At 40.0% G+C, this 395-nt stretch carries 1 protein-coding gene; it reads left to right on the top strand.

What is annotated here, in order from left to right; translation table 11 throughout:
- On the top strand, window positions 1-395 hold a 395-nt coding region (locus HMPREF2983_RS08080; protein ID WP_141757647.1), incomplete at both ends, for a toprim domain-containing protein.

Here is a 395-nt window from a genome sequence, read left to right as displayed (position 1 = left end):
TTTCTCAAATGTATCAGCTACGAGGTAAGGGGAAGAAGACATGAAGCCATCGGCTTTGCCAATTCTTCGGGAGGCTATGAACTTCGGGACAATCATTTGTTTAAGGGAACAGTTGCTCCGAAAGACATCACTCCGATATTTGAGGACATGGAACAGCCTGTCTGTTTGTTCGAGGGATTTATGGACTTTCTCTCTTTTCTTTCAATGAAAAAAGAAATAACGAGTGTCTGTCTCGTGATGAATTCTGTGAGTAATGTAGCAAGAAGTATTCACTACCTGAACAAAAGAAATATAACCTCTGTTCGTGCTTTTCTTGATAATGACGATACAGGGCGAAAAGCAGTACAGGAATTTGTAAACGCAGGTTTTAAGGTAGAAGATATGGCAGTGTATTA

The sequence above is a fragment of the Prevotella sp. HMSC077E09 genome, assembly GCF_001814685.1.
GTDB lineage: Bacteria > Bacteroidota > Bacteroidia > Bacteroidales > Bacteroidaceae > Prevotella > Prevotella oris.
Note: the sequence above shows the minus strand (reverse complement) of the source record. Positions and strands in the feature narration are given on the sequence as shown.